The organism is Streptomyces sp. NPDC107559 (assembly GCF_055657365.1).
This window is the reverse complement of the sequence record NZ_JBVKBD010000004.1, coordinates 194,497-216,249: the sequence shown is the minus strand read 5'-3', so window position 1 is coordinate 216,249 and position 21,753 is coordinate 194,497. Positions and strand designations below refer to the sequence as shown.

The 21,753-nt window shown below is 73.4% G+C and carries 18 protein-coding genes; 3 read left to right on the top strand and 15 right to left on the bottom strand.

All coding sequences use genetic code 11. The features are described from left to right. Positions 1 to 328 precede the first annotated feature (328 nt). Positions 329 to 958, top strand: a complete 630-nt coding sequence (pdxH, locus tag ACZ7OY_RS15540; protein ID WP_471912093.1) for a pyridoxamine 5'-phosphate oxidase — start codon at positions 329 to 331, stop codon at positions 956 to 958. A gap of 51 nt (positions 959 to 1,009) precedes the next feature. On the opposite strand, the gene ACZ7OY_RS15535 is transcribed toward pdxH, so the two are convergent. The 13 genes from ACZ7OY_RS15535 to ACZ7OY_RS15475 form a co-directional block, all read right to left on the bottom strand. Continuing rightward, positions 1,010 to 1,621 carry a TetR/AcrR family transcriptional regulator gene (locus ACZ7OY_RS15535; protein WP_471911858.1) on the bottom strand — a complete coding sequence of 204 codons (612 nt, stop codon included), beginning with the start codon at positions 1,619 to 1,621 and terminating at the stop codon, positions 1,010 to 1,012. Beyond that, complete coding sequence (locus ACZ7OY_RS15530; RefSeq protein ID WP_385531367.1) at positions 1,609 to 2,343, bottom strand: enoyl-CoA hydratase family protein; 735 nt, start codon at positions 2,341 to 2,343, stop codon at positions 1,609 to 1,611. The genes ACZ7OY_RS15535 and ACZ7OY_RS15530 overlap by 13 nt, the downstream gene beginning before the upstream one ends. Next, a complete protein-coding gene (locus ACZ7OY_RS15525; RefSeq protein ID WP_471911857.1) occupies positions 2,340 to 3,908 on the bottom strand; it encodes a 4-coumarate--CoA ligase family protein in 1,569 nt (522 codons plus the stop codon). Before ACZ7OY_RS15525 ends, ACZ7OY_RS15530 begins: the two co-directional genes overlap by 4 nt. 29 nt (positions 3,909 to 3,937) lie before the next feature. Beyond that, the gene (locus tag ACZ7OY_RS15520; protein WP_471911856.1) at positions 3,938 to 5,104 is read right to left on the bottom strand and encodes an acyl-CoA dehydrogenase family protein; all 1,167 of its coding nucleotides are present in this window, start codon (positions 5,102 to 5,104) and stop codon (positions 3,938 to 3,940) included. Positions 5,105 to 5,178: 74 nt separating this feature from the next. After that, positions 5,179 to 7,023 (bottom strand): acetyl/propionyl/methylcrotonyl-CoA carboxylase subunit alpha, encoded by a 1,845-nt coding sequence (locus ACZ7OY_RS15515; RefSeq protein ID WP_471911855.1) that lies wholly within the window; start codon positions 7,021 to 7,023, stop codon positions 5,179 to 5,181. Between the two features lie 11 nt (positions 7,024 to 7,034). Next, positions 7,035 to 8,633 (bottom strand): acyl-CoA carboxylase subunit beta, encoded by a 1,599-nt coding sequence (locus tag ACZ7OY_RS15510; protein ID WP_471911854.1) that lies wholly within the window; start codon positions 8,631 to 8,633, stop codon positions 7,035 to 7,037. Beyond that, positions 8,630 to 10,351 carry an acyclic terpene utilization AtuA family protein gene (locus tag ACZ7OY_RS15505; protein ID WP_471911853.1) on the bottom strand — a complete coding sequence of 574 codons (1,722 nt, stop codon included), beginning with the start codon at positions 10,349 to 10,351 and terminating at the stop codon, positions 8,630 to 8,632. Before ACZ7OY_RS15505 ends, ACZ7OY_RS15510 begins: the two co-directional genes overlap by 4 nt. Continuing rightward, positions 10,348 to 11,142 carry a TIGR03084 family metal-binding protein gene (locus ACZ7OY_RS15500; protein ID WP_471911852.1) on the bottom strand — a complete coding sequence of 265 codons (795 nt, stop codon included), beginning with the start codon at positions 11,140 to 11,142 and terminating at the stop codon, positions 10,348 to 10,350. The genes ACZ7OY_RS15505 and ACZ7OY_RS15500 overlap by 4 nt, the downstream gene beginning before the upstream one ends. Positions 11,143 to 11,288: 146 nt before the next feature. Further along, entirely contained in the window at positions 11,289 to 11,549 is a 261-nt protein-coding gene (locus ACZ7OY_RS15495) for a hypothetical protein (RefSeq protein WP_471911851.1), read from the bottom strand. Beyond that, complete coding sequence (locus tag ACZ7OY_RS15490) at positions 11,546 to 11,905, bottom strand: DUF6247 family protein (RefSeq protein ID WP_471911850.1); 360 nt, start codon at positions 11,903 to 11,905, stop codon at positions 11,546 to 11,548. Before ACZ7OY_RS15490 ends, ACZ7OY_RS15495 begins: the two co-directional genes overlap by 4 nt. Positions 11,906 to 12,014: 109 nt before the next feature. Continuing rightward, a complete protein-coding gene (locus ACZ7OY_RS15485; protein ID WP_471911849.1) occupies positions 12,015 to 12,971 on the bottom strand; it encodes an EamA family transporter in 957 nt (318 codons plus the stop codon). 156 nt (positions 12,972 to 13,127) lie between these two features. Further along, complete coding sequence (locus ACZ7OY_RS15480) at positions 13,128 to 14,249, bottom strand: lipid II:glycine glycyltransferase FemX (protein WP_471911848.1); 1,122 nt, start codon at positions 14,247 to 14,249, stop codon at positions 13,128 to 13,130. A 172-nt stretch (positions 14,250 to 14,421) separates the two neighbouring features. Beyond that, positions 14,422 to 17,421, bottom strand: coding sequence for an FAD-binding and (Fe-S)-binding domain-containing protein (locus ACZ7OY_RS15475; protein ID WP_471911847.1), 3,000 nt, complete (start codon positions 17,419 to 17,421; stop codon positions 14,422 to 14,424). 207 nt (positions 17,422 to 17,628) lie between these two features. Here ACZ7OY_RS15475 and serC point away from each other — a divergent pair, with 207 nt between their 5' ends. Further along, the gene (serC, locus tag ACZ7OY_RS15470; RefSeq protein ID WP_471911846.1) at positions 17,629 to 18,747 is read left to right on the top strand and encodes a phosphoserine transaminase; all 1,119 of its coding nucleotides are present in this window, start codon (positions 17,629 to 17,631) and stop codon (positions 18,745 to 18,747) included. A gap of 105 nt (positions 18,748 to 18,852) precedes the next feature. On the opposite strand, the gene ACZ7OY_RS15465 is transcribed toward serC, so the two are convergent. Continuing rightward, complete coding sequence (locus tag ACZ7OY_RS15465; RefSeq protein ID WP_471911845.1) at positions 18,853 to 19,455, bottom strand: TetR/AcrR family transcriptional regulator; 603 nt, start codon at positions 19,453 to 19,455, stop codon at positions 18,853 to 18,855. Between the two features lie 188 nt (positions 19,456 to 19,643). Between ACZ7OY_RS15465 and ACZ7OY_RS15460 the strand changes: the two genes are divergently transcribed. Then, the gene (locus tag ACZ7OY_RS15460; RefSeq protein ID WP_471911844.1) at positions 19,644 to 20,309 is read left to right on the top strand and encodes a nitroreductase; all 666 of its coding nucleotides are present in this window, start codon (positions 19,644 to 19,646) and stop codon (positions 20,307 to 20,309) included. 106 nt (positions 20,310 to 20,415) lie between these two features. Here ACZ7OY_RS15460 and ACZ7OY_RS15455 read toward each other — a convergent pair whose 3' ends face one another. After that, positions 20,416 to 21,726: a hypothetical protein gene (locus ACZ7OY_RS15455; protein WP_471911843.1), complete on the bottom strand. Its 1,311-nt coding sequence runs from the start codon at positions 21,724 to 21,726 to the stop codon at positions 20,416 to 20,418. Between the last annotated feature and the right edge of the window lie 27 nt (positions 21,727 to 21,753).

The following is a 21,753-nucleotide window of genomic DNA, read 5'->3' as shown; positions in this document are numbered from 1 at the left end:
CATGATGTGTACGACGGATGATGTTGTGGGCCGAGAACCGGGACCGGCGACCGGGCGGAACGGTGGAGTCGGCGTACGCCCCACGGATCCACGGTCGTCCGCGACGGCTCGCGGTCCTGGGCGCCCACCCTGGTGATGCCCCGTGCGGTCGGCGGTCATCCAACCAGGACGCCATCAGCACCATATCCCTGAGTGTCACCTTTGGGGAGTACTTGCGGCACTGAGTGCCACCCCGATGATGCGGGACGACACCCGGCGGCGGGCATGCATACGGCAAGATGACCGCGTGAACGCCGCCCACGACGCCGCCGCCCCGGATCCCGCCTCGATGCGCAAGCAGTACCGGGAGGAGGGTCTCGCCGAGTCCGATCTGGCCGCCACGCCCGTGCAGCAGTTCGCACGCTGGTTCAAGCAGGCCGCCGCGGAGGCACACCTGTTCGAGCCGAACGCCATGATCGTCTCGACGGTGGACGCGGAGGGCAGGCCCAGCTCCCGTACGGTGCTGCTGAAGCAGTTCGACGAGCACGGCTTCGTCTTCTACACCAACTACGACTCCCGCAAGGGCCGCGACCTGGCCGGGAACCCGAACATCTCGCTGCTGTTCCCCTGGCACCCGATGGAGCGCCAGGTCATCGTCCAGGGCGTGGCGCGGCGTACCGGCCGGGACGAGACGGCCGCCTACTTCCGCACCCGGCCGCACGGTTCCCAGCTGGGTGCCTGGGCCAGCACCCAGTCCAGCGTCGTCCCCTCCCGCGCCAAGCTCGACGCCTCGTACGCCGAGCTGGAGGACCGCTACCCGCAGGGCGAGCAGGTCCCGGTCCCGCCGCACTGGGGCGGTTTCCGGGTGACCCCGCGGACGGTGGAGTTCTGGCAGGGCCGGGAGAACCGGCTGCACGACCGGTTGCGGTACGTGGCGCAGGCGGACGGCGGCTGGCGCACGGAGCGGCTCAGCCCCTGAGCCGGCCGGGTCCCGGGGTCCCGGTCCCGCAGGCCCCCGGTCCCCCGGGCGTCAGTCCCGCAGCGCCGCGTCCAGGACGGCCGCCCACTGCGTCACGACCCGTTCGCGGCGCTGGCGGTCGTCGGTGAGCAGATTGGCCAGGCCCAGGCCGCGGGCCATGTCCAGCAGGCCCTGGACCGTCTCGCGGACCCCGGGCCGGGACTCGTCCGCGCCCAGCAGGTCCACGGCTATCCGATGGGTCTCACGGCCGACCCGGGCCTCCAGCTCGATCACCCGCGGGCTCAGCTGCTCCTCGTTCGAGGCGGCCACCCACAGATGCAGCGCCGCCCGGAACAGCGGGCCGGTGTAGAGGTCGACGAGGGCCGCCACCACCTCGCGCCGGTCCTGGGCGGCGCCCTCGGGGAAGAGGGCCCGCAGCGCGCCGGAGCGTTCCTCCGCGACGTACTCGACGGCCGCCGTGAACAGGTCCTCGCGGGTCGGGAAGTGGTGCTGGGCGGCGCCCCGGGAGACCCCGGCGCGCTCGGCGACGACCAGTACCGTGGAGCCCGCCCAGCCGTGCTCGGCGAGGCAGGCGACCGCGGCCTCCAGCAGCCGCTGCCGGGTGGCCCGGCTGCGGTCCTGCTTGGGGGCGCGGTCGCGGTCGGCTGTGGTCACAGCACCCATGCGGGATCCCGTCGTTCGAGGAAGGCCGTCATCCCCTCCCTGGCCTGCGCGGAGGAGAACAGCCGGGCCGAGAGCGCGGTGAGGTCGGCCGCGTCCTGGTCGAATGCCTCCAGCACCCTAGCCGTGAGCAGCGCTTTCGTCTCGGCCAGTGCCCCCGGGGCGGCCTTGCGCAGACCCTCCAGGACGGGTTCCAGTACGTCGTCCACGTCGTCGCCCGCCACGGTCAGCAGCCCGGTCCTGACCGCCTCGGCGGCGTCGAACCGTTCGCCGGTGAGGTAGTAGCGGGCGACGGCGCGCGGGTCGGCGCGGGGCAGCAGGGTGAGCGAGATGACGGCCGGGGCCACCCCGATCCGCACCTCCGTGAGCGCGAAGGTGGCGTCGTGGGAGGCGGCCGCGATGTCGCAGGCGCCGAGCAGGCCGAGGCCGCCCGCCCGTACGTGCCCGGTGACCCGGGCCACGACCGGCTTGGGCAGCTCGACGATGCCCCGCAACAGGGCGACCAGCGCGTCAGGGTGCGGCGGGTCGCGCAGGTCGGCGCCGGCGCAGAAGGTGTTGCCGGTGTGGGTGAGGACGACCGCGCGCACCCCGTCGTCCCCGGCGCAGTCGGCCAGCGCGTCGGCGAGTTCCCCGACGAGCGCCGCGGAGAGCGCGTTGCGGGTGTCCGTCGCGTCGAGGCTGAGCGTCTGCACGCCCCGCTCGCGGGTCCGTCCGACCAGGGTCATGCGCGCTCCCTCAGTTCCCGGCGCAGGGTCTTCCCGGACGCGGCCCGCGGCACCGCGTCGATGAAGGTGACCTGCCGGACACGTTTGTAGGGGGCGACGCGCTCGGCGACGTACATCATGACCTCCCCCTCGGTGAGGCCGGCGGCGGCCTGCTGGGCGACCACGAAGGCGTGCGGTATCTCGTTGCCGTCGTCGTTGCGGACGCCGACGACGGCGGCGTCGGCGATGCCGGGATGGGTGAGCAGGATGGCCTCCAGCTCGGCGGGGGCCACCTGGAAGCCCTTGTACTTGATGAGCTCCTTGACCCGGTCGACGACGAACAGCCAGCCGTCGTCGTCGACATGGCCGACGTCCCCGGTGTGCAGCCAGCCGTCGGCGTCGATCATGTCGGCGGTGGCGTCGGGGCGGCCCAGGTAGCCCTTCATGACCTGGGGCCCGCGGATCAGGATCTCGCCGGGCTCGCCGACGTCGAGGTCCGTGTCGGGGTCGTCGAGGGAGACGATCCGCATCTCGGTGCCGGCGATGAGCCGGCCGACGGTCCCCGGGGGCGCGTCGGCCATGGCGTCCAGCGGGACGACATGGGTGCCGGGCGACAGCTCCGTCATCCCGTACGCCTGGCCGACCGGCGGCAGGCCCAGCCGCCGGGAGCAGGCCGCGGCGAGCTCGGCGTCCAGCGGGGCGGCGGCGCTGACGATGTACTTCAGCGACGACAGGTCGTACTCGGCGACGGCCGGGTGCTTGGCGAGGGCGAGGACGATCGGCGGGGCCACGTACAGGCCGGTGATGCGGTGGTTCTGGATCGCCGCGAGGAAGGAGTCCAGTTCGAAGCGCTGGAGGACGACGACGGTGGCGCCCTTGCGCAGCGGCGCGTTCATCAGGGCCGTCAGGCCGTAGATGTGGAAGAAGGGCAGCACGGCGAGGATGCGTTCGCCGGGGCCGGTGTCGACCGCGGGCTCCAGCTGCGCCAGGTTGGTGGCGATCTGCCGGTGGGTGAGCATCACGCCCTTGGGGACGCCCGTGGTCCCGGAGGAGTACGGCAGGGCCGCGACGTCCTCGGCCGGGTCCAGGGCGACCTCGGGTTCCGGCGCCTCGGAGGCGAGCATGTCGATCAGCGAGCGGTGCCCCGGCGCGCTGTCGCAGACGAAGATCTCCTGGACTCCGCCGGCCAGCTCGGCGGCCTCGCGCGCGCTCGCCAGCAGCGGTGACACGGTGACGATCCAGCGGGCCGCCGAGTCGCGCAGCTGCTTGGCGAACTCCTGCGCCGTGGCCAGCGGGTGCACGGTGGTGACGGAGGCCCCCGCGCGCGTGGCGCCGTAGAACGCGACCGGGAAGGCGACCGTGTTGGGGCTGTGCAGGGCGAGCACGTCGCCCTTGCGCACCCCCGCCTCGGCCAGCGCGGCCGCGACCCGCCGGTGGAACCGGTCGACCTGTTCGTACGTGAGGGTGGTGCCGTCGGTGCCGTCCACCAGGGCGGGGGTGTCCTCGAACTCGGCGGCCCGGCCCAGTACCGCCTCGTGGATGGGGATTTCGATGGCAGGGACGTCTGCGTACGCGCTGCGGAACACGGTTCCTCCTCGCACAACGGTGTGCTGGATCAGTACGACTTGGGCAGACCCAGGGTCTGGTGGGAGATGTAGTTGAGAATCATTTCCCGGCTCACCGGAGCAATACGGGCCACACGCGAGGCTGTTATCAATGCGGCGAGACCGAATTCTCGGGTGAGGCCGTTGCCGCCGAGGGTGTGCACCGCCTGGTCGACCGCCTTCACGCAGGCCTCCCCGGCCGCGTACTTGGCCATGTTGGCGGCCTCGCCCGCGCCGATGTCGTCCCCCGCGTCGTACAGCGCGGCGGCCTTCTGCATCATCAGCCGGGCGAGTTCGAGGTCGATGTGCGCCTGCGCGAGGGGGTGCGCGATGGCCTGGTGGGCGCCGATCGGGACCTTGAAGACGGTCCGCTCACGCGCGTACTCGATCGCCCGGGCCAGGGCGAAGCGCCCCATGCCGATGGCGAACGCGGCCGTCATGATCCGCTCCGGGTTGAGCCCGGCGAAGAGCTGGAGCAGGCCCGCGTCCTCGTCGCCGACGAGTGCCTCGGCGGGCAGCCGCACCTCGTCCAGGACCAGTTCGAACTGCTTCTCCGCGCCGTGCAGTTCCATGTCGATCTTCTGCCGGGAGAAGCCCTCGGCGTCCCGCGGGACGATGAACAGACAGGGCTTGAGGCTGCCGGTACGGGCGTCCTCGGTACGGCCGACGATCAGGGTGGCGTCGGCGATGTCGACGCCGGAGACGAAGACCTTGCGGCCGCTGAGCAGCCAGTCCCCGCTGTCGCCGTCCCGGCGGGCGGTGGTGGTGATCCGGTGCGAGTTGGAACCGGCGTCGGGCTCGGTGATGCCGAAGGCCATCGTGCGGGAGCCGTCGGCGAGGGCGGGCAGCCACTCCCGCTTCTGCTCCTCGGTGCCGAAGCGGGCGATGACCGTGCCGCAGATGGCGGGCGAGACGATCATCATCAGCAGGGGGGCGCCGGCCGCGCCGAGCTCTTCGAGGACGATGGACAGCTCGGCGATGCCGCCACCGCCCCCGCCGTACGCCTCCGGCAGGTTGACGCCCAGGTAGCCGAGCTTGGCGGCCTCCTGCCAGAGCTCGGCCGGATAGCCGCCGTCCGCGACGACCCGGGCGAGGTAGTCGCGGCCGTAGCGCCTGCCGAAGGCGGCCACCGCGGCGCGGAGGTCCTGGTGCTCCTCGGGCTCGATGAGGGTGCTCATGGTGCTCCTTCGAGTGCGGGTTCGTCGGGACCGGGCGCGCCGGGTCCGCACGGGGGATGCGGACCCGCGTCCCGTCAGGCCTGCTGCACCACGGCCAGCAGCGTGCCGACCTGCACCTGCTGTCCCACGGTCACGGAGAGGGAGGTGAGGGTTCCGTCGGCGGGTGCCGTGATGTGGTGCTGCATCTTCATCGCCTCCAGCCAGAGGATCGGCTGACCGGCGGCGACGGCCGCGCCGGGCTCCAGCCCCTCGGCGATCCGCACCACCGTGCCCGGCATGGGGGCGACGAGGGAGCCGGGGGCCCGCTGGGCGGCCGGGTCGGGGAAGCGGGGCAGGGCGGTCAGCGCGGTGGCGTTGACGTGGACCCGGTCGCCGTACCGTGCGACCTCGAACTTCCGTTGCACACCGTCCACTTCGAGTACGACGAGAGCGGCGTCGGCGTGCACCACCCGCACCCCTTCGGCGGTCAGGCCGTCGCGGGTGTGCCGGTAGTGGACCTCGTGCTCCTCGCCGGCCATGGCGTAGCGCCTGGTCTGCGGCTGGGACGGCAGGTTGCGCCAGCCGCCGAAGCGGGAGCGGCCGTGGGCGTCGGCCAGGGCGGCGGCCAGCGGGGCGTGCGGGTCGGCCGGACCGCCGTCGGTGAGGGCGGCGAGGTGCCGGTCGTAGAAGCCGGTGTCCATGCGGCCGGCGGTGAACTCCTCGTGGCGCAGGGAGCGTACGAGGAGGTCCCGGTTGGTGGCGGGGCCGTGCACCGCCGTCCGCTCCAGGGCGCCGGCCAGCCTGCGCAGGGCCTCGGCGCGGGTGGGGGCGTGGGCGACCACCTTGGCGAGCATCGGGTCGTAGTGGACGCCGATCTCGTCGCCGTCGGTGTAGCCGGTGTCCAGGCGGACGCCGTCGGGGACGGCGAGGCGGTGCAGGGTGCCGGTCTGCGGGGCCCACCCGCGGGCCGGGTCCTCGGCGTACAGGCGGGCCTCGACGGCGTGGCCGTCCGGGCGGGGCAGGGTGCCCGCCAGGGCGTGGCCCTCGGCGATCCTGATCTGCTCGGCGACCAGGTCGACGCCGAACACGGCCTCGGTGACGGGGTGTTCGACCTGGAGGCGGGTGTTCATCTCCAGGAAGTGCGCCCGGCCGTCGGCGACCAGGAACTCGACCGTGCCCGCGCCCGTGTAGTCGACGGCACGGGCGGCGCGCACGGCCAGCGTGTGCAGTTCGCGCTCCAGCTCCTCGGGCAGGCCGGGCGCCGGCGCCTCCTCGATCACCTTCTGGTGCCGGCGCTGGAGGGAGCAGTCGCGGGTGCCGAGCGTCCACACCGTGCCATGGGTGTCGGCGAGGACCTGCACCTCTACATGGCGCCCGTTCTCGACGTAGGGCTCGACGAACACCTCGCCGTCACCGAAGGCGCTCACGGCCTCGGCGCGCGCGCCCTCCAGCGCGCCGTCGAGGTCGGCGAGCCGGCGCACGATCCGCATCCCGCGCCCGCCGCCGCCCGCCGCGGCCTTCACCAGGACGGGCAGGTCGGCCTCGGTGACCTCGCCCAGCGGCACGAGGCCCATCAGTTCCTTGGCGCGGGTCTTGGACGCCATGGCCTCGATCGCCTCCGGCGGCGGACCGATCCAGACCAGGCCCGCGTCCAGGACGGCGCGCGCGAAGTCGGCGTTCTCGGACAGGAAGCCGTAGCCGGGGTGCACGGCGTCCGCGCCGGCGGCGACGGCCGCCTTCACGATCAGGTCGCCGCGCAGATACGTCTCCGCGGGGGTCGCCCCGGGCAGCCGTACCGCCGTGTCGGCCGTACGGGTGTGCAGGGCGTGCGCGTCGGCGTCCGAGTGCACGGCGACCGTCCGGATGCCCGCCTCGCGGCAGGTACGGAAGACACGGCAGGCGATCTCGCCGCGGTTGGCGACGAGGACGGAAGAAATCACGTGTACGGACCTCACATCCGGAAGACGCCGAAGCCGCCGCGCGCGCCCTCGAAGGACGCGGTGTGGACGGCCGACAGGCACAGGCCGAGGACGGTGCGGGTGTCGCGCGGGTCGATGACGCCGTCGTCGTACAGCCGCCCGGACAGGAACATCGGCAGCGACTCGGACTCGATCTGCTGCTCGACCATGGCGCGCAGCCCGGCGTCCGCCTCGTCGTCGTACGGCAGCCCCTTCGCGGCGGCCGACTGGCGGGCGACGATCGACAGCACGCCGGCCAGCTGCTGCGGGCCCATCACCGCCGACTTGGCGCTGGGCCAGGCGAACAGGAAGCGCGGGTCGTAGGCACGTCCGCACATGCCGTAGTGCCCGGCGCCGTAGGAGGCGCCCATCAGGACGGACAGGTGCGGCACCTTCGAGTTGCTGACCGCGTTGATCATCATCGCGCCGTGCTTGATGATGCCGCCCTGCTCGTACTCCCGGCCGACCATGTAGCCGGTGGTGTTGTGCAGGAACAGCAGCGGGATGTCGCGCTGGTTGGCCAGCTGGATGAACTGGGCGGCCTTCTGGGACTCGGCGCTGAACAACACCCCCTGGGCGTTCGCCAGGATCCCGACGGGATAGCCGTGCAGGGTGGCCCAGCCGGTGGTCAGGCTCGTCCCGTACAGCGGCTTGAACTCGTCGAAGTCGGAGCCGTCGACGATCCGGGCGACGACCTCGCGCGGGTCGAAGGGGGTCTTGAGGTCGCCGGGGACGATCCCGAGGAGCTCCTCCGGGTCGTACTTGGGCGGCTCGGCCGGACCCGGATCGGGGTAGGCCTTGCGGTGGTTGAGGCGGGCCACGACCCGCCGTGCCTGACGCAGCGCGTCCTGCTCGTCGACCGCGAAGTAGTCCGCGAGCCCCGACACCCGGGCGTGCATCTCGGCGCCGCCGAGCGACTCGTCGTCGCTCTCCTCGCCGGTGGCCATCTTCACCAGCGGCGGCCCGCCGAGGAAGACCTTCGCCCGCTCCTTGACCATGATCACGTGGTCGGACATGCCGGGGACGTAGGCGCCGCCGGCGGTCGAGTTGCCGAAGACGACGGCGACGGTGGGGATCCCGGCGGCGGACAGCCGGGTCAGGTCCCGGAAGATCGCGCCGCCCGGGATGAAGATCTCCTTCTGAGACGGCAGATCGGCGCCGCCGGACTCCACCAGGCTGATGCAGGGCAGCCGGTTGGCGAGCGCGATGTCGTTGGCGCGCAGCGCCTTCTTCAGGCTCCACGGGTTGGATGCACCGCCGCGCACGGTGGGGTCGTTGGCGGTGATCAGGCACTCCACGCCCTCGACCACCCCGATGCCGGTGACGAGCGAGGCGCCGACCGTGTACTCGCTGCCCCAGGCGGCCAGCGGCGACAGTTCCAGGAACGGGGTGTCGGGGTCGAGCAGCAGCTCGATGCGCTCGCGGGCCAGCAGCTTGCCGCGCCCGCGGTGCCGGTCGACGTACTTGGGGCCGCCGCCCGCGAGCGCCTTGGCGTGCTCGGCGTCCAGGTCGGCGAGCTTGGCGAGCATGGCCTCGCGGTTCGCCCGGTGGTCCGGGCCGTTGACGTCCAGCGCGGACGGCAGGACCGTCACAGCAGCACCTCCGGTATGTCCAGGTGACGGGAGCGCAGCCACTCGCCGAGGGCCTTGGCCTGCGGGTCGAAGCGGTGCTGGGCGGCGACGCCCTCGCCGAGGATCCCCTCGACGACGAAGTTCAGGGCGCGCAGGCCGGGCAGGACGTGGCGGACCACGCGCAGACCGGCGGTCTCCGGCAGCAGCTCGCGCAGCCGTTCGACGGTGAGGGTGTGGGCCAGCCACCGCCAGGCCTCGTCCGTCCGCGCCCAGACCCCGATGTTGGCGTTGCCGCCCTTGTCGCCGCTGCGGGCACCGGCGACCAGGCCGAGCGGGGCCCGCCGGGTCGCCGCGCCCGGCGGCAGCGGCTCGGGCAGGGCGGGCTCCGGCACCTCGTCGAGTACGCGGGTGCCGGGGGCGGCGGGCACGGCGACCCGGCGTCCGTCGTGGAGCACCGCCAGGTGTTCGACGGTGTCCTGGGGGACGTACGCCGCCTCGAAGACCCCGTAGGGCGCGCCCTTCCCGGGCGGCGCCACCACATGGAATCCGGGATAGCTCGCGAGGGCCAGTTCGATGGCGGCGCCGCTCAGCGCCCGTCCCACGGCCGTCTGGTCCTGGTCGCGCACGACCAGCCGCAGCAGCGCGCTCGCGGTCTCCTCGGTGCCGGCGTCCGGCCGGTCGGTGCGGACCAGGTCCCAGCGGACCTCGGCGGGCGGGTTCCCGGCGAGGGCGTCCGCCATCTGCTCCCGCACCAGCGCGGCCTTCGCCTCGATGTCGAGGCCGGTGAGGACGAAGACGACCTCGTTGCGGAAGCCGCCGAAGCGGTTGAGGCCGACCTTGAGGGCGGGCGGCGGGGCCTCCCCGGTGACGCCCTCGACCCGCACCCGGTCGGGGCCGTCCTGGGTGAGCCGTACGGTGTCCAGCCGGGCGGTGACGTCGGGGCCGGCGTACCGGGCGCCCCCGGTCTCGTAGAGCAGCTGGGCGGTGACCGTGCCGACGTCGACGAAGCCGCCGGTGCCGGGGTGCTTGGTGATCACACAGCTGCCGTCGGCGTGGAGCTCGGCGAGCGGAAAGCCGGGGCGGCGGACTGCGCCGCCGCCCCGGCGGCCTTGTTCGGGTTGGGCGCCGTTGTCGTCAATCCGGTTGAAGAAGGCGTAGTTGCCGCCGGTGGCCTGGGTGCCGCACTCCAGGATGTGTCCGGCGACCACGGCCCCGGCCAGCCGGTCGTGGTCGTCCGGCGCCCAGCCGAAGTGGGCCGCGGCGGGCCCGGTGACCAGGGCCGCGTCGGTGACCCGCCCGGTGACCACGACGTCCGCGCCCGCCTTCAGGCACTGCGCGATGCCGAAGCCGCCGAGGTAGGCGTGGGCGGCCAGGGCGCCGGGGTGGCGGGCCAGCAGGTCGTCGCCCTCGACATGGGCGACCCGGACCGGGATGCCCAGCCGGCCGGCCAGCTGCCGTACGGCGTCCGCGAGTCCGGCCGGATTGAGGCCGCCCGCGTTCGTCACTATCTTCACGCCCCGCTCGTGGGCGAGGCCGAGGCCCTCCTCCAGCTGCCGCAGGAAGGTACGGGCGTAACCGGCGGCCGGGTCCTTCATCCGGTCGCGGCCCAGGATCAGCATGGTCAGCTCGGCGAGGTAGTCGCCGGTCAGCACGTCGAGCTCCCCGCCGGTGAGCATCTCGCGCAGGGCGTCGAAGCGGTCGCCGTAGAAGCCGGAGGCGTTGCCTATCCGCAGGGTCACCGCGCGGCGCCCTTCGGGGGGCGTCCGGCGCCGGGCAGTCCGGCGAAGGCCTGGGCGAGGCCGAGCCAGCGGTCGGCGTCGGGGCCTTCGGCGCGTACGTCGACGTCGGCGCGGTGGGCGCGCTGGGTGACCAGGAGGCAGAAGTCGAGGGCGGACCCGGTGACCCGCTGCGGGGCGTCCTCGGGGCCGAGCGCCCAGCCGGCGCCGGAGGGCAGGACCAGCTCGACGCGGAAGGCGTCGGCGGGCGGGGTGAGCCCATGGACACCGAAGGCGAAGTCACGGGTGCGCACCCCGAGCCGGGCGACATGGCGCAGCCGGTCGGTGGGCGCGCGGACCACGCCGAGGGCGTCGGCCACGTCCTGGCCGTGCGCCCAGGTCTCCATCAGCCGGGCGGTGGCCATGGAGGCGGCCGACATGGGCGGGCCGTACCAGGGGAAGCGGGCACCGGCCGGGGCCTCGCGCAGGGCCCGGTCGAGCGCGGCACGCCCCTCCCGCCAGCCTGCCAGCAGGGCGGCGGACGGCTGTCGGGCGCCCTCCTCGGCGCCCTCGTCCACGAACGAGTCCGGCGCCTCGAGGGCCTTCTCGACCAGGGCGTGGAAGGCGTCGGCGTCCGTGACGGAGAGATGGGCGGAGTGGTCGGTCCAGGCGAGGTGGGCGATCTGGTGGGCGACGGTCCACCGGGGCGCGGGAGTCGCAAGCTCCCACTGCCGTGGACTCAACTCGGCCACGAACCGGTCGAGTTCTTCGCTCTCGTCACGCAGATCATCGAACACTGGCGTCGGATCGGACATGCCGGGGAGCATGCCAGCGGGCCTAGAAACAATCAAGCATGCTTGCATGAATTTGTTCGTGCGGAACGCGCCGTCCAAGGTCCGGCAGATGGGGCCGCCGCGGCGTCCCGAGCCCCGGCGCAGCGTGCGGCAGCAGCCGGCAGCCGTCAGGACAGCGGGTCCGAGGTGATCTGCCAGATACTGAAGAGTTCCGAGCGCGGCGTGACCATGTACACGAAGAAGCCACCCGCCACGAACGCGTGCTTCGCGCCTTCGTCGGCGCCCTGGTACGCGGGGCCGTGCAGGTGAAGCGCCTCGGCCGCTCGGACCAGTTCGTCAGCCGTCTTCTCCACTTCGGCGACGAACCCGGTCGGCGCCCCGGCGGCCACCGTCGCCTCGTCCGGGACGTACTCCCAACGCCAGGTCACTTCGCGAGCGCCCGGAAAGCGGCACGGTAGATACCGCTTGCGGTGCCCAGATGCTCGCGGGCCTCGTCCGGCTTGATCGCGACATGAGCGAGGTATGCGGCTCGGTGGTACGCCTTCGCCGTCTCCGGGTGGCGCTCGATCTCGATCAGCGCCGCCCAGTGGTCGAGGTAGGCGTGGACGGGCCGGAGCGAGCCATGGTCGACGGCTTCGGCGAGGGCTTGATCCTTGGCCTGGTCGTAAGCGGTCAGGAGTTGCGGCGCGACAACGGCACAGGCGGCACGCAGAGCGCCCGGAGTACGGTCCGGTCGCGGGATCAGCGGTCCGTCGCCGGTTGTCTCGCTGTGCTGCGTGCTCATCCGCCGTCCCCTTCGCGTCTCCGACCGACGGGCCGACCGCGTGCCGGTGTCGGCTCGTGGCACGCACCCGACTCTAGTACCCGGCCGTACGGCCACGCCTCAGGAAACGTCAGGAAGCGCTCGGCGGGACCGCTGCCTTTCCGCGGCCCACCTGGGTGCGTACGGCCCCCATGCTCGCGCCGATGACCAGCGCGATCGCGGCCGCCTGGAGGGCGGAGAGGGCCTGGTCCAGGATGAGGAAGCCCGCGGCCGAGGCGATGGCCGGCTCCAGGCTCATCAGGATCGCGAAGGTCGAGGAGGGCAGCCGGCGCAGGGCGAGGAGTTCGAGGGTGTAGGGCAGGACGGAGGAGAGCACGGCCACCCCGGCGCCCAGACCGAACGTCACCGGGTCGAACAGCTTCGTCCCCGACTCGGCCAGCCCCAGGGGCAGGAACAGCAGCGCGCCGACCGCCATCGCGAGGGCGAGCCCGTCGGCCTGCGGGAAGCGGCGGCCGGTACGGGCGCTGAAGACGATGTACGCCGCCCACATCGCGCCCGCGCCCAGGGCGAAGGCGACACCCCCGGGGTCGAGGTCGCCGAACCCCCCGCCGCCGAGGAGGAAGACACCGGCGAGGGCCAGCCCCGCCCAGACGAGGTTGAGCGCGCGACGGGAGGCGACCACCGAGAGCGCGAGCGGGCCGAGGACCTCCAGCGTGACGGCCGGACCCAGCGGGATGCGGTCGACCGCCTGGTAGAAGAGGCCGTTCATCGCGGACATCGCGATGCCGAAGACGACGACCGTGCCCCAGTCGGCGCGGGAGTGGCCGCGCAGTCGCGGACGGCAGACGAGCAGCAGGACCAGCGCCGCCACCAGCAGTCGCAGGCTCACCACGCCGAGCGCGCCGGCCCGCGGCATGAGGGTCACGGCGAGCGCGCCGCCGAACTGGACCGAGACGCCCCCGGCCAGGACCAGTCCGACCGGCCCGAGCGAGCCGAACCGGCGGGGCGCGCCACCCGTGGGGACGGGCACGGGTTCCGTCGCCGACACGGACGGGGACGACGGGGTGGTGGCGCTGGGGGTGGTCACAGGCGGTCCTGGGGGCTGGCTCGGATCAGAGATCGTTCATCGTGATGCACTTCCGAGTCCAGGGTAATGGACTCCGTCAGGGGTGTGAACCCTTGACGGGACTGTCCTGAATGCCGAGACCGGCGGCCCCGTCGGACGCCGGGCGGCGGTGCCGGGTCAGCGGCGGGCCAGGTAGAACTCCAGGGTCCGGTGCAGCAGCCGGTTGAGCGGGAAGTCCCACTCGCCGAGGTATTCGACCGCCTGCCCGCCGGTGCCCACCTTGAAGCGGAGCAGGCCGAGCAGATGGTCGGACTCCTCCAGCGTGTCGGTGATGCCCCTCAGGTCGTAGACGGAGGCGCCCAGCCGGTGGGCGTCGGTCATCATCCGCCACTGCACGGCGTTGTTGGGCTGGACCTCGCGCCTGCGGGCGGTGGAGGCGCCATAGGAGTACCAGACGTGGTCGCCGACGGTCAGCATGGTGGCCGCGGCCAGCACCTCGCCGTCGTGATGGGCGAGGTAGAGCCGCATCCGGTCGGGGTGCTCGGAGTTGAGCGCCGTCCACATGCGCCGGAAGTACGACAGCGGGCGCGGGGTGAAGCGGTCGCGCTCGGCGGTCTCGGTGTACAGCCCGTAGAACACCGGCAGGTCCTCCGGGCCGCCCGGCACGACCTTGACCCCGGCCTTCTCCGCCTTCTTGACGTTGCGCCGCCACTGCTGGTTGAGGCCGCCGTGGACGTCCTCCAGCGACCGCCCGGCGAACGGCACCTGGAAGACGTAGCGCGGCTGCCCGGCCGCGAACCCCTCCTCCCCGCCGGCCGCGGCCCGCCGCCAGCCCATCCGGCGCAGCCGGTCCGCGACCTGCTCGGCGAGCGGCTCGTACGAGGTCGCCTCCGCCTCGCCCAGCCGCCGGACGTCCGGATCCGCGATCGCCGCCTTCACCGCGTCCGCGCTCCAGCGCCGTACGACCACGGGCGGTCCCATCTTGACCGAGAACGCGCCCCGCGACTTCAGATGAGCGAGCAGCGGTCGCAGCCATCGCTCCAGGTCGGGCGCGAACCAGTCGATCACCGGCCCCTCCGGCAGATACGCGAGGTAGCGCCGCAGCCTGGGCAGCGGCCGCAGCAGCACCAGGCCCGCCCCGGCCAGCCGCCCGTCCTCGTCGAACCAGCCCAGGCTCTCCGACCGCCAGTCGGGCTTGACGTCACCCCAGGACGGGATCTGGAGGTGGCTGACGGAGGGGCGGGCCGAGACGAAGGCGAGGTGCTGGGCGCGGGTGATGGGCTGGACGCGAAAGGTCATGCGCGGGGCTCCCTCGTACGGTTCCTGGCGATACGCGGCTCATCGGCCAGCCTAGGAGGGCTTGCCCGCTTCGTCCTGCGCCACGCGTCCGTCCGGCCCGCTCACCGGTCCCCACCGGCCCCGTCGGCCCACTCAGCCGACCCCACCGACCCCGCCGGCCCCGTCGGCCCGCTCAGCCGGCCCCGTGCGGTCCGGGCGGCCGCCCGTCCGGGCCGCCCGGCAGGCACTCCGCCAGCACCTCCGCCAGATGTCTCCCCCGCACCCCGGCCAGCTGCTCCAGCTGGGTCCGGCAGGAGAACCCGTCGGCCAGGACCACCGTCCCGGCCGCCGCGGCCCGCACCGACGGCAGGAGCCGTTCCTCGGCGCACGCCCTCGACACCTCCTCGTGCCCCTTCTCGAAGCCGAAGTTGCCGGCCAGTCCGCAGCAGCCGCCGCCGAGCTCGCCCGTCAGTCCCGCCGCCGTACGCAGCCGGCGGTCCGGTCCGTCGCCGAGCACCGCGTGCTGATGGCAGTGGGTCTGGCCGACGACCGGGCGGTCCACGCGGGGCGCGGCCCAGTCGGGAGCGTGCTGTTCGAGGACCTCCGCGAAGGTGCGGACGCGAGCGGCGAGGAGGGCCGCGCGCGGGTCGTCGTGCAGCAGTTCCGGCAGGTCGCCGCGGAGCGCGGCGGCACAGCTCGGCTCCAGGACGACGACCGGGGCGGCCGTCTCCAGCACCGGCGCCATCAGGTCGAGGGTGCGGCGCAGCACGGTGCGGGCGCGGTCCAGCTGGCCCGTGGACAGGTACGTCAGACCGCAGCAGACCCGGTCGTGACGCGCCGTCAGCAGGGTGGCCGCCGACCTCGTCCGGCCGTCCGCGATCCGGCCCCGCGGCGGCCGTAGCGTCGGCGGCAGCACCACCCGCAGGCCCGCCGCCTCCAGCACCCGCACGGCCGCCCGGCCCACGGCGGGCGAGAGGTACTCGGTGAAGGTGTCCGGCCACAGGACGACCAGGTCGCCGGCCCCCGTGCCGACAGTGGCCCGCCGGCCCCGCCACCACCGGCTGAACGGCTCGGGTGCCAGCCGGGGGATCTCCCGCTCCGGGGCGATCCCGCCGAGCCGTTTCGCCGCCCACGCCAGCGACCGCACGCGGGCGAGCGCGTTGAGCACCCGTACCGCGCGTGTCCGGGAGGCCCAGCGCAGCCACACCGGCAGCCGTCCCAGCGTGTAGTGGGCCATGGGACGGCGGCGCCCGGCGTAGTGGTGGTGCAGGAACTCCGCCTTGTACGTGGCCATGTCGACGCCGACCGGGCAGTCCGAGCGGCAGCCCTTGCAGGACAGGCACAGGTCCAGCGCGTCCCTGACCTCTGGGGAGCGCCAGCCGTCCGTCACCAGCTCACCCGCCAGCATCTCGTGCAGCAGCCGGGCGCGTCCGCGGGTGGAGTGCGCCTCCTCGCCGGTCGCCCGGAAGGACGGGCACATCACCGCGGGCCCGGACGCCTCGGCCGTACGGCACTTCGCCACCCCGACGCAGCGGCGCACCGCCGCCGAGAAGTCGCCGCCGTCCGCGGGATAGCCGAAGGCCACGTCCACGGGGGTGCGCGGCAGCACGGAGAAACGGAGGTCGCTGTCCAGCGGGGCCGGGCGCACCAGCATCCCGGGGTTGAGCAGGTCGTCGGGGTCCCAGACCGCCTTGGCGCGCTCGAAGAGCGCCACCGTCTGCGTGCCGTACATCCTCGGCAGCAGCTCGGCGCGGGCCTGCCCGTCGCCGTGCTCCCCGGAGAGCGAGCCGCCGTACGCCACCACCAGGTCGGCGAGCTCCTCGGAGAAGCGGCGGAAGCGGCCCACGCCCGCCTCGGTGAGCAGGTCGAAGTCGATACGGACATGGATGCAGCCGTCCCCGAAGTGCCCGTACGGGGTGCCCCGCAGGCCGTGGGCGGCCATCAGGGCCCGGAAGTCCCGCAGATACGCGCCGAGCCGGGCGGGCGGCACCGCGCAGTCCTCCCAGCCCGGCCAGGCCTCGGAGCCGTCCGGCATCCGGGTGGCCGTGCCGCTCGCGTCCTCGCGGACCCGCCACAGCGCGCGCTGCCCGGCCGGGTCCGTGACCACCAGCGCGTCGACGGCGTCGGCCGCCCGGGCGACCTCCCGGGCCCGCGCGTGCGCCTGGGCCGCCGTGCCGCCGCCCGTCTCCACGAACAGCCAGGCCCCGCCCCGGGGCAGCCCGGCCGTCCCGCGCACCAGGTCCGCCGCCATCCCCTCCACGGTCAGCGGGCCGAGCGGGAGCAGCCCGGCGGCCGCCTCGGCGGCGGCGCCCTCGTCGGCGTACCCCAGCACGGCCAGGGCGACCGCGCGGGGTGCCTCGACCAGTCGTACGACCGCCTCCGTCAGCACCCCGAGGGTGCCCTCCGAGCCGCAGAACGAGCGGGCGACGTCGGCGCCGCGCTCGGGCAGCAGCGCGTCCAGGGCGTACCCGGAGATGCGGCGGGGCAGGTCGGGGAAGCCGGTGCGCAGCCGCGCCAGTTCGCCCTCCGCCAGCTCCCGCAGGCCGTCCGGCGCGCCGGCCCAGCCCGGTCCGAGTCGCGAACGCGCGCCGCGCGCGGTGAGCACCTCCAGTTCGCACACGCTGTCCGCGGTGGTCCCCCAGGCCACCGAGTGCGCGCCGCAGGAGTTGTTGCCGATCATCCCGCCGAGCGTGCACCGGCTGTGGGTGGACGGGTCCGGACCGAAGCGCAGTCCGTGCGGCGCGGCGGCCTCCTGGAGGCGGTCGAGGACGAGTCCCGGCTGCACGACGGCCGTGCGCGCGTGCGGGTCCAGCGAGACGAGCCGGTTCATGTGCCGGGTGAAGTCCAGCACCACCCCCGTCCCCGTCGCCTGCCCCGCGATCGACGTGCCCCCGCCCCGGGCCACCACCGGGACCCCGCGCTCCCGGCACACGGCCAGCACCGCCGCCACGTCGTCGGCGTCCCGCGGCGCCACCACGCCGAGCGGGACCCGCCGGTAGTTGGACGCGTCCATCGTCACCAGGGCCCGGGAGGTGACGTCGAAGCCGACCTCGCCCCGGACGGCCCGCCGCAACTCCGCGGCGAGACCCGCCGGATCCGCCGCACCCCGCGACTCCGCCGGACGGCCCGTACCGCCTGAGTCGCCCGCGCCGCCCGGCCCGCCCGGGCCCTTCCGTGCACCGAGATCCCTCATACGCCCAGGATGCCCACGGCCACCGGCAGGAACGAGCGGGTGACGAACGGACGGCGTCCGGATGGCGGCCGGACGGCCCCCGGAGGTCCGGCGGATGACGATCCGGCGCCCGTGCTGTAGGTACGCACAGGTCCGCGGGGCGGCGCGATCGTCTCATCGAACGGACACGGTTCCGTCCCGTTTCGCCGAGGCGATACCCTCCGGCTCGTGGCTGAGATCCAGATTCCTGCTGACATGAAGCCCGCGGACGGTCGTTTCGGCGCGGGTCCCTCCAAGGTGCGGGTGGAGGCGCTGGACGCCCTGGCCGCCACCGGTACGTCCCTGCTCGGCACCTCCCACCGCCAGGCCCCGGTCAAGAACCTGGTCGGCCAGGTCCGCGCGGGCGTCTCCGAGCTGTTCCAGCTCCCGGACGGCTACGAGGTCGTCCTCGGCAACGGCGGCTCCACCGCCTTCTGGGACGTCGCGACCCACGGCCTGATCGAGAACAAGTCGCAGCACCTCACCTTCGGCGAGTTCAGCTCCAAGTTCGCCAAGGCCGCCAAGCTGGCGCCCTGGCTGGCCGAGCCGACCGTGATCTCCTCCGAGCCGGGCACCCACCCCGAGGCCGCGGCCGAGGCAGGCGTAGACGTCTACGCCTTCACCCACAACGAGACCTCCACCGGTGTGGCAGCGCCCCTCAAGCGCGTGCCGGGCGCCGACGAGGGCTCCCTCGTCCTGGTGGACGCCACCTCCGGCGCCGGCGGCCTGCCGGTCGACATCGCCGAGACGGACGTCTACTACTTCGCCCCGCAGAAGTCGTTCGCCTCCGACGGCGGCCTGTGGATCGGCGTCTTCTCCCCGGCCGCGATCGAGCGCGCCGAGCGCGTGCACGCGTCCGGCCGCCACGTCCCCGAGTTCTTCTCGCTGCCCACGGCGATCGACAACTCCCGCAAGAACCAGACCTACAACACCCCGGCCCTCGCCACCCTCTTCCTGCTCAACCAGCAGCTGGAGTGGATCAACGGCCAGGGCGGCCTGGCCTGGTCCACGGCCCGCACGAAGGACTCCTCCACCCGCCTGTACTCCTGGGCCGAGGACTCCAAGCACGCGAGCCCGTTCGTCTCGGACCCGGCCAAGCGCTCCCAGGTCATCGGCACGATCGACTTCTCGGACGAGATCGACGCCGCCGCGATCGCCAAGGTGCTGCGCGCCAACGGCATCGTCGACACCGAGCCCTACCGCAAGCTCGGCCGCAACCAGCTGCGCGTCGCGATGTTCCCGGCGATCGACCCGGCGGACGTCGAGGCGCTGACGAAGTGCATCGACTACGTGATCGAGAAGCTCTGACCGCTTCCCGCTTCCCGCTCGCAGAGCTCCGAGGGGCGCCCGGTGTCCACCGGGCGCCCCTCGCCGCGTCTCACCTCACGCCCCTGCCCCGGCGCCCGACCGGTGTCAGGACGCGGCCGAGTCGGGCCAGAGCGCCCGCAGGGCGTCGGGAACTCCCTCCACGCCGCGGAAGTCGCCCATGGCCAACTGGAGGATGTAGCCGGGCAGGATGCAGACGAAAGCGGCGGCGATCGCCTCGGCGGACACCTCGCGCGGGAGGTTGCCGCTCTTCTGGTGCTCGCGGACGACCTCGGCGAAGTCGAAGCGCATCTGGGCCAGCAGGTCGTTGAACTGGGCGGCCAGTGAGGGGTTCCGCAGGGACTCGGACCAGGCCAGCACAGCGAGCCCGGCGATGTCCTGTTCGAGGGTCCTGGTCCTCACGAGTTCGAGGACGTCGGCCATCACGGCCCCGACGGAGCTGCTGGGCCGGTGCTCGGCGACGCTGTGGACCATGGCCAGGACCTCGCGCATGTTCTCCTGGGCGATCGCCGTGATCATCTCGTCCTTGCTGGCGAAATGCCGGTACACCGCCCCCGCCGAGAGGTCGGCCTCCGCGAACAGGTCCTGCATGGACGTCGAGTGGAATCCGTCCCGCAGGAAGCAGCGGCGAGCTGCGTCCAGAATCTGCTTCCGGCGGGCCTCCATGTACTCCTGCGTGACCTTCGGCATCTACCCACCCATACATTAAAAAACGAATCTTCGTGTCAATTTAACACTCGGCGGCGACAGGCGCCCATGACGCCGCACGCGCCGGTGCGCGGGCCGGCCGGCCCGCAGGACGGCGATACTCCGCCATACTTTCCGGACGATCAATATCAATCAGGCCGAAAACCCCTTGGGTAGGGAGGCTGGCGATCTTGGACGTCTACGAGGCGGTCACGAGCCGGCGGGCGGTGCGCAAATTCACCGACCGGCCCGTCCCTCAGGAGGTGCTGGAGCGCGTACTGTCCGCCGCGACATGGGCGCCGTCCGGTTCGAACCTCCAGCCGTGGCATGTGTACGTGCTGACCGGGCGGCCACTGGCCGAGCTCAAGAGACGCGCCGGCGAGCGCGTGGCCGCGGCCGACCCGTGGGACGAGCGGGAGTACGAGATGTACCCGCCCGCGCTGAAGTCCCCGTACCACGAACGCCGGTCCGCCTTCGGCCGGGAGCGCTACAGCGCACTCGGTATCGAGCGCGAGGACTGGGAGGCGCGCCAGCGGGCCGCCGCCGCGAACTGGGACTGCTTCGGCGCGCCCGTCGCCCTGTTCTGCTACATCGACCGCGACATGGGCCGGCCCCAGTGGTCCGACCTCGGCATGTATCTGCAGACCGTCATGCTGCTGCTGCGCGCCGAAGGGCTGCACAGCTGCCCGCAGATGGCGTGGTCCGTGTACCGCAGGACCGTCGCGGAGGTCCTGTCGCCCCCGGACGACCTCATCCTCTTCTGCGGCATGTCGATCGGGTTCGAGGACCTCACGGCGGGCGACCCCCGTACGGGCCGGGCACCGCTCGACGAGACCGTCACGTTCGTCGCGGACTAGGGCCTGTCGTGCCGCGGCACACCCCCGCGGCCTCGGCCGAAGCAGGCGCCGCTCCTGCTCGGCCGCCCCGGCCGCCCGCACGTCCCCGGTGATCACGCCGACCGCCTCAGTGGCCGGCCGCGTGCCGGGCGTGCAGGTGCGGGTGGTTCCCCTCCCGCGCCGGGGAGGGCGACTGGGCGTGCGCGTCGGGGGTCGACCGCTGGACGGGCACCGCGGCTTCGCTCGCGGCCGGACCTTCGCCACTCGCGCTGTCGGCTCCGGTGGGGGCTTGCGCGTACGGGGCGTCCGCCGCGGCAGGCGTCCGGCGGCGCCCGAAGGCGACGGCCGCCAGGCCGAGCACACTCCACAGGACGAGAACGGCGATGTGGCCTCCGGAGCCGTTGCCGTCGAAGTAGGCCGTGCCGCGCAGCAGATTCGCGCCGGCGCCCGGAGGCAGCCACTGACCGATGTCGTCCACCGCCTTGGGCAGCAGTTCCGGTGCGGACGTGCTGCCGGAGAACGGGTTGCCCACGAAGACCATGAGCGCGGCACCGGCCCCGAGCCCCGCGGGGCCGATGAGCGTGATCAGACCGGCGGTGGTCGCGCTGATGGCGAGCATGGTCAGGGACAGGGCCGCCCAGGTGGCCACGTGCTGGTGCGGCAGCGCACCGAGAACGCCCTGGGCGACCAGATAGGCGCTGAAGCCGGCCGCCGCGCACGCGACGACCAGGTCGACCAGCCGACGCCGGCCCGGCATCCGGACACCGGACATCGTGATGAGCGCCGCGATCAGAATGCTGCAGATGGTGAGCGGGAGAACCGCCGAGCTGAACACCACCCCCCGGGGATCGTCCGCGGAGGTCGGGACGACGTCCACCGACTTCACCCCGACCTTGACCGGCGTCACGGGGGCGTGCTTCCCGGTTTTCGACCCGCCAGCCCCGCCGTGCGCCGACGGCGCGGCACTCCCGGAGACCCGCTTCCCGCCCTGGGACTTGGCGGGCCCGCCGTGCGCCGACGGCGCGGCGGTCCCGGTGACCGACGGCGCGGCGGTCCCGGTGGCCGACGGCACGGCACTCGCGGCCGCACGCGCGGCCGCCGCCTGGGTCGCATGAGCGGCGAGCTGCCGGCCTGCCGTGTCGAGCAGCTGGGCCACGGGCACACTGGCGGCGGAGGCCTTCATCACGGTGACACTGGCCGGGGTGACGACGAAGGCACCGTAGACGTCCCGGTCCTCGATCGCGGAGCGCGCCGACGCCTCGTCCGGGTAGAGGTGGAAGTCGAATCCCCCCGGCTCGCTGTGCGCGAGGCCTTCGATCGCGCTCTGACTGGCCGCGCTCGTGCCCACGATCCCCACCGGCAGATCACGCGGCGCGATGCGCGACGCGGGCCATGCGTACGCCATCACGGCCAGCGAGATCACCAGTGGCAACGCCACGGTCACCACAGCGGCCCGACGCCCCCA